This is a genomic window from Phenylobacterium sp. (assembly GCF_036723115.1).
Lineage (GTDB): Bacteria > Pseudomonadota > Alphaproteobacteria > Caulobacterales > Caulobacteraceae > Phenylobacterium.
This window is the reverse complement of the sequence record NZ_DAIMHV010000149.1, coordinates 1-6,423: the sequence shown is the minus strand read 5'-3', so window position 1 is coordinate 6,423 and position 6,423 is coordinate 1. Positions and strand designations below refer to the sequence as shown.

Genomic DNA, 6,423 nt, shown 5'->3' with positions numbered 1-6,423 from the left:
GAGATGTTCGGCCCGGGCAACGCCCAGCTGCCGGCGCCGCCGATGCTGCTGTTCGACCGCATCACCACGATCAACGACGACGGCGGGGCCCACGGCAAGGGCTACATCGAGGCCGAGTTCGACATCCATCCGGGCCTGTGGTTCTTCGACTGCCACTTCCTCGGCGACCCGGTCATGCCGGGCAGCCTGGGCCTGGACGCCATGTGGCAGCTGGTGGGCTTCTATCTGGGCTGGATCGGCGGCAAGGGGCGCGGCCGCGCCCTGGGCTGCGGCGAGGTCAAGTTCGCCGGCGAAGTCACCCAGGACATCAAGAAAGTCACCTACAAGGTCGAGATGAAGCGGGTGATCAACCGTCGACTGGTCATGGGCATCGGCGACGCTGTGCTCGAGGCCGACGGGAACGTCATCTACACCGCGCAGGATCTGCGCGTCGGCCTCTATCAACGCTAAGCGCCGATACGGGAGAGAACATGCGCCGCGTCGCCGTCACGGGTATCGGTATCGTCTCCTCCATCGGCAAGACCGCCGATGAGGTTCTGGATTCCCTGCGCGAGGCCCGCTCGGGCATCACCGCGGCGCCGGAGTATGCCGAGCTGGGCTTCCGCAGCCAGGTTCACGGCGATCCGGGGGTGGACTGGGAGTCCCTGGTGGACCGCCGCGCCGCCCGCTTCCTGGCCCAGGGCACGGCCTTCGGCCACATCGCCATGGAACAGGCCATCGCCGATTCGGGCCTGGGCCCCGATGAGGTGAGCCATGACCGCACCGGCCTGATCATCGGCTCCGGCGGTCCCTCCACCAAGGCGATCATCGAGGCGGCCGAGACCGCCCGGACCCGCGGCCCCAAGCGCATCGGCCCCTTCGCCGTGCCCAAGGCCATGAGCTCCGGCGCTTCGGCCACGCTCGCCACCTGGTTCAAGATCCGGGGGCTGAACTTCTCCATCTCCTCGGCCTGCGCCACCTCCACCCACTGCATCGGCTCGGCCTATGAGCAGATCCTGATGGGCAAGCAGGACGTCGTGTTCGCCGGCGGAACCGAAGAGCTGGACTGGTCCCTGTCGGTGCTGTTCGACGCCATGGGCGCCATGAGCTCCAACTTCAACGACCGCCCCGCCGTGGCCAGCCGCGCCTATGACGAGGCCCGCGACGGGTTCGTCATCGCCGGCGGCGCCGGCATCGTGGTGCTGGAGGAGATGGAGCGCGCCAAGGCCCGGGGCGCCAAGATCTATGGCGAGATCATCGGCTACGCCGCCAATTCCGACGGCTTCGACATGGTGGCGCCCTCGGGCGAAGGCGCTGTGCGCTGCATGCAGCTGGCCATGGAGGGCCTGGGGGGTCGGAAGATCGACTACCTCAACCCGCACGGCACCTCCACGCCGGTGGGCGACGTCAAGGAGATGCAGGCCGTCCGCGACGCCTTCGGCAAGGATGCGCCCTTCATCTCGTCGACCAAGTCCCTCACCGGGCACAGCCTGGGGGCGGCCGGGGCGCAGGAGGCGATCTATTCCCTGCTGATGCTCAACAACGACTTCATGGCCAAGAGCGCCCATATCGAGACCCTCGATCCCGCCTTCGCCGACATGCCCATCCTGCAGGCCCGCCGCGACGGAGCCTTCGAAACCGTCATGTCCAACAGCTTCGGCTTCGGCGGCACCAATGGCTGCCTGGTGATGGCCCGGGTCGACTGAAGACCCGCCTTGCCTGGCGGACCGGGCGGGCCGAAGACTGCGCAACGCACAAGAGAACCGGCGAGGAAGCCATGGCCGACGACTACGACATGCCCAAGGGCGAGCTGATGAAGGGCAAGAAGGGGGTGGTGACCGGGGTCGCCAACCACCAGTCCATCGCCTGGGGCATCGCCTCCCAGCTGGCCGCCCAGGGCGCGGAAATGGCCTTCCTGCACCTGCCGGGCATGGAACGCCGGGTTCAGCCCCTGGCCGACCAGATCGGCGTCAAGAGCGTGGTCCCGGTGGACGTCCAGGACGACGCCTCCATGGACGCGGCCTTCGCCGCCGTGGGCGAGGCCCTGGGGGAGATCGACTTCTTCGTCCACTCCATCGCCTTCGCCAACAAGGACGAGCTGAAGGGCTCCTTCGTGGACAACACCACCCGCGAGGGCTTCCTGCGGGCCATGGACATCTCGGTCTTCTCCTTCGTGGACTGCGCCAGACGCGCCTCGGCCATGATGCCCAAGGGCGGCTCCATCCTCTGCATGACCTATCTGGGCGCCGAGCGGGCCATCCCCAACTACAACACCATGGGCGTGGCCAAGGCCGGGCTTGAGGCCGCCACCCGCTATGCGGCCCGCGACCTGGGGCCCAAGGGCATCCGGGTCAACGCCATCTCGGCCGGCGCCATGCGCACCCTCTCCCTGGCCGGCATTTCCGGCGGCCGCAGCATGCTGGCCCAGGGCCGGGCCATGTCGGCCATGAAGGAAGACACCTCCATGGAAGGGGTGGCCGGGGCGGCGCTCTGGCTGATGTCCGACCTGGGCCGCTCCACCACCGGCGAGGTGGTGCATGTGGACGCCGGCTTCCACATCATGGGCCTGGCCGCCGACGACGAAGGCTGAGGCCGACCCTCGCCCTCGGCCGTCGAGCCTCAGTCCGGGGCGTAGGCTTTCAGAAAGCGTCTTGCCGCCTCCTGGGCCAGCCGGTCGATGCCGGCGGCGTCCAGCTCCCGCGGAACCCCCAGCAGGCCGGCGATCTGGCGGCTGCCCAGCACCATGCCGGCGAAGAACTCCGCGGCCTCGTCGGGGTCGGGCACGCTGAGCCGGCCGGCGGCGGTTTCATCGCGCAGGAACTCCGCCAGGCGCCGGCGCGAGGTGCGGGGACCAGCCTCATAAAAGGCCCGCGCCAGATCCGGCAGGTCGTCGGCGGCCTGGACGGTGGTCTTCAGCAGCGAGCGCCCCCCGGGCCTCAGGACCATTTCGATCATCACCCGCCCAAACCCCGCCAGGGCCTCGGCGGGGTGGTCATGGGCGCCGGGGGCGGCCAGGGGGGCGGCGATCTCCTCCACCCGGCGCTCCACAATGGCCCGGATCAGGTCGGCCTTGGAGCCGAAGTGATTGTAGATGGTCTGCTTGGAAACCCCGGCCCGCCGGGCGATCTCGTCCATGGGCGTGGAGAGCCCCCCCTCCCCCAGAACGACGACGGCGGCGTCCAGAATGGCGCGGCTTTTGGCCTTGTCGATCTGACCGGGCAGGCGGGGCATCAGGACTTTCCCTGGCCCGGCGGCGCGGGCGGCGCAGGCGCCTTGGCCGGGGCGGCGAAGATGGCCAGGACCGCGGCCGCCGCGCAACCGGCGGCCAGGACGAAGAAGGCGTCTCCGAAGGCCAGCACCAGGGCCTGACGGTGCAGAAGGCCGGCGAAGGCCTTACGGCCCGCCCCTTCGGGATCGTACACGCCCCTGGCCTCCATCATGCCGGTGAGGCCCTCCAGCAGGGCCTGGCTCTGCAGGCTGGCGGCGCTGACCCCGGCGCTGAGGTCGGCGAAGTGCACCGCGGTCTGGTGGCTGAGGATGGTGGTGAGCACCGCCAGCCCCACGGCGCCGCCGATGTTGCGGATCAGGTTCACCAGGCCCGAGGCGTCCTTCATCATCGAGGCCGGCAGGGTGGAGACGCTCATCTGCTGGGCGGCGATCATGGCGATCATCACCCCCACCCCGCGCCAGGCCTGCAGGCCCGCAAACTGCCAGAAGCCCCAGTCCTCGGTGACTCGAGCGCCCAGGCCCACCCCATAGGCGGCCATGCCGAAACCGATGATCATGGGAATGCGGGCGTCCATGGCCCGCACCAGGCGGCCGGCCACAGGGGCGGAGACGAACATGACGAGGCCCGAGACCAGCATGGTGGCGCCGACCTCCGCGGCGGAATAGTGGCGCACCTGGCCCAGGAACAGGGGCAGGATGAAGGTGCCCCCGAACAGGCTGGCCCCGGCCACGAAGTTCATGATCATGCCCAGGGTGAAGTTGCGGTCCTGGAAGGGCCGCAGGGAGACGATGGGTTTGGCGTAGGTCAGCTGACGCCAGATGAAGGCGGCCCCCGTGAGGCCCGCGGTGATGGCCAGCCACAGGATCAGCGGCTCGTCGAACCAGCCCTCCTTGGCGCCTTCCTCGATGACGTACTGCATGGAGAGCAGGAAGACGGTCATGAGGCCGACGCCTGACCAATCCACCCCCTTGGCCAGGGAGGGATCGCCCCGGTCGAAATCGGCGTAGCGGCCCACCAGGAACATGACGAGCAGGCCGGCGGGCACGTTGATGAAGAACAGCCAGCGCCAGCCCAGGCTGTCGGTCAGGTGTCCGCCCAGGGTCGGGCCGATGGTGGGCGCCAGGGTGACGATCAGCCCCACGATGACATTGGCGGTCACGCGCTTGTCGGGGGGAAAGACGGTCATGGCCGTGGCGAAGACCGAGGGGATCATGGCCCCGGCCGCCAGCCCCTGAAGGGCGCGCATGAAGATCATCACCTCCACCGTGGTGGAGAGGCCGGTGAGGATCGAGGTGACGATGAAGGCGAAGGCGGCGACCACATAGACCGGCCGCGTCCCGAACATGCGGGTGAGATAGGCCGTGAGCGGGATGATGACCACCTCAGCCAGGAGGTAGATGGTCTGGATCCAGCTGATCTGGTCGGCGCTCGCGCCCACCCCGGCCTGGATCTGGCTGAGCGAGGCCGCGACGATCTGGATGTCGAGGACGGCCATGAAATAGCCGACCACCATGCCGCCGAAGCCCAGGAACAACTTGGGCCAGTTCACGTCGCCGTCGGGGCCGGTGACGCTTGCGGGCGCAGGCGCGCTGGCCACGCTGGGGGTGGCCGCGCCCCTTCGCGACAGATCGGCGGGATCCAGGGCCTCGTCGCTCATGGCCGCGCCCTAGCGGGCGTGCGCCTGATGGCCCGGGGCGGCCAGGGCTTCGGCGAAGGTCGGCCCCGGGGTCTGGCGGACGTCCACCTTCACCTGGATCGAAAGCCCCGGACGCAGGGCGCCGGCCAGGGACTGGCCGTCGTCCACGGCGATGCGCACGGGCAGTCGCTGGGCGATCTTGGTGAAGTTGCCCACGGCGTTCTCCACCGGGATGAGGGCGAACTCCGCCCCCGTGGCCGGGGCGAAGCTCTCGATCCTGCCGGTGAGCGTCTGGCCGCCGAAGGCGTCGGCGCGAATCTCCACGCTCTGGCCGATGGAGAGGCGCGCCACCTGGGTCTCCTTGAAATTGGCCACCACATAGGCCTGGCCCACGGGCACGATGCTCATAAGGGTCGCGCCGGGGCGGACGTACTGGCCAGGACGAACGGCCCTTGCGCCCACCACGCCGGCCACAGGCGCGCGAATCTCCGTGCGCGACAGATCGATCCTGGCCTGTTCCACAGAGGCGCGGGCGCCGGCCGCCTGGGCCAGGGTCTGGGCCCTGGCCGACCCCAGGGCCTCGGCCGTGCGGCGCTCGGCCTCCAGGGTGGCCTGGGCCTGGGCCACCGCGGCCTGGGCCTGGCGGGCGCCGGCCTTGACCGTCTGCACTCGCTGGGCTGAAACCCACCCCTCCCGGGAGAGGCGGTCATAGCGGTCCATCTCGGCCTGGGCCAGTTGCGCCTCGGCCCGGGCGCTGTCGAGGCCGGCGGCCCTCTGAGCGATCATCGCTTCCTCCAGCCGGGCCTTGTCGTCCACCGCCCGCACGGCGGCCTCCAGGGCCTGGGCGTTGGCCTCGGCCTGGGCGAGCTTGGCTTCGATGGCCGCCGCGTCGATGCGGGCCAGCACCTGGCCGGCGGCGACCACCGCATTGTCGCTGACCAGCACCTCGGTCACATAGCCGTCGATCTGGGGGGCGACAGCCACCGTATCGGCCTGGACGAAGGCGTTGTCGGTGGTCTCGAAGGCCTGGCGACCCATCCACCAGGTCACGCCGAAAACCCCCACCGCCAGGACCACGCCGGCGGCGATCAGAGGCACGGGCTTCCGGGGCAGACCGCCCAGCATGTCTCGGAACGCCATGACGCCACTCGCAGGAGGAAAAATGGACTCATCGGTCCATTCCGACCGCTAGACCCGGCGAACGCCCCGCGCAATCGAAAAATGGACGCGAAAGTCCAAATCGCTGAGGCGGGCGCGGCGCCTCCCGCCCCGCTCTGGACGCAGGGGGACCACGCGCGCATATCTGCAGCATGGACATCCACGAGCCTGACGTGATCATCGCAGGGGCGGGCATCGCCGGCGCCACCCTGGCCCTGGCCCTGCGCCAGGGCGGACTGAACCCGGTCCTGATCGACCCGGCGCCGTTCGAAACCCAGCTGGCGCCCACCTTTGACGGCCGCGCCTCGGCCATCGCCTATGCCGCCTTCCGGCAGTGGCGCGCCCTGGGGGTCGGCGAGGCCCTGGCGCCCCACGCCCAGCCCATCGAGCAGATTCTGGTCACCGACGGCCGGACCCCCGG

Annotated in this window: 7 protein-coding genes; 4 read left to right on the top strand and 3 right to left on the bottom strand. The window is 69.8% G+C overall.

The features are described 5' to 3' along the window. The 3 genes from fabA to V7D28_RS12860 all read left to right on the top strand — a co-directional run. On the top strand, positions 1-450 hold a 450-nt coding region (gene fabA / locus V7D28_RS12870), incomplete at its 5' end, for a 3-hydroxyacyl-[acyl-carrier-protein] dehydratase FabA (protein ID WP_333587784.1). A gap of 20 nt (positions 451-470) precedes the next feature. Beyond that, a complete protein-coding gene (gene fabB, locus V7D28_RS12865) occupies positions 471-1,685 on the top strand; it encodes a beta-ketoacyl-ACP synthase I (protein ID WP_333587783.1) in 1,215 nt (404 codons plus the stop codon). A gap of 71 nt (positions 1,686-1,756) precedes the next feature. Then, positions 1,757-2,569, top strand: a complete 813-nt coding sequence (locus tag V7D28_RS12860; protein WP_333587782.1) for an enoyl-ACP reductase FabI — start codon at positions 1,757-1,759, stop codon at positions 2,567-2,569. 29 nt (positions 2,570-2,598) lie between these two features. Here the strand turns inward: V7D28_RS12860 and V7D28_RS12855 are convergent, their stop codons facing one another. Genes V7D28_RS12855 through V7D28_RS12845 form a run of 3 tightly spaced genes read right to left on the bottom strand, consistent with a single transcriptional unit; the run spans position 2,599 to position 5,984 of the window. Continuing rightward, positions 2,599-3,210 carry a TetR/AcrR family transcriptional regulator gene (locus tag V7D28_RS12855; protein WP_333587781.1) on the bottom strand — a complete coding sequence of 204 codons (612 nt, stop codon included), beginning with the start codon at positions 3,208-3,210 and terminating at the stop codon, positions 2,599-2,601. Then, the gene (locus V7D28_RS12850; RefSeq protein ID WP_333587780.1) at positions 3,210-4,865 is read right to left on the bottom strand and encodes a DHA2 family efflux MFS transporter permease subunit; all 1,656 of its coding nucleotides are present in this window, start codon (positions 4,863-4,865) and stop codon (positions 3,210-3,212) included. Before V7D28_RS12850 ends, V7D28_RS12855 begins: the two co-directional genes overlap by 1 nt. 9 nt (positions 4,866-4,874) lie before the next feature. Further along, complete coding sequence (locus V7D28_RS12845) at positions 4,875-5,984, bottom strand: HlyD family secretion protein (protein ID WP_333587779.1); 1,110 nt, start codon at positions 5,982-5,984, stop codon at positions 4,875-4,877. Positions 5,985-6,154: 170 nt separating this feature from the next. On the opposite strand from V7D28_RS12845, the gene V7D28_RS12840 reads away from it, so the two are divergent. Further along, positions 6,155-6,423 (top strand): FAD-dependent monooxygenase (locus V7D28_RS12840; protein WP_333587778.1); only part of this gene is annotated, 269 nt, incomplete at its 3' end.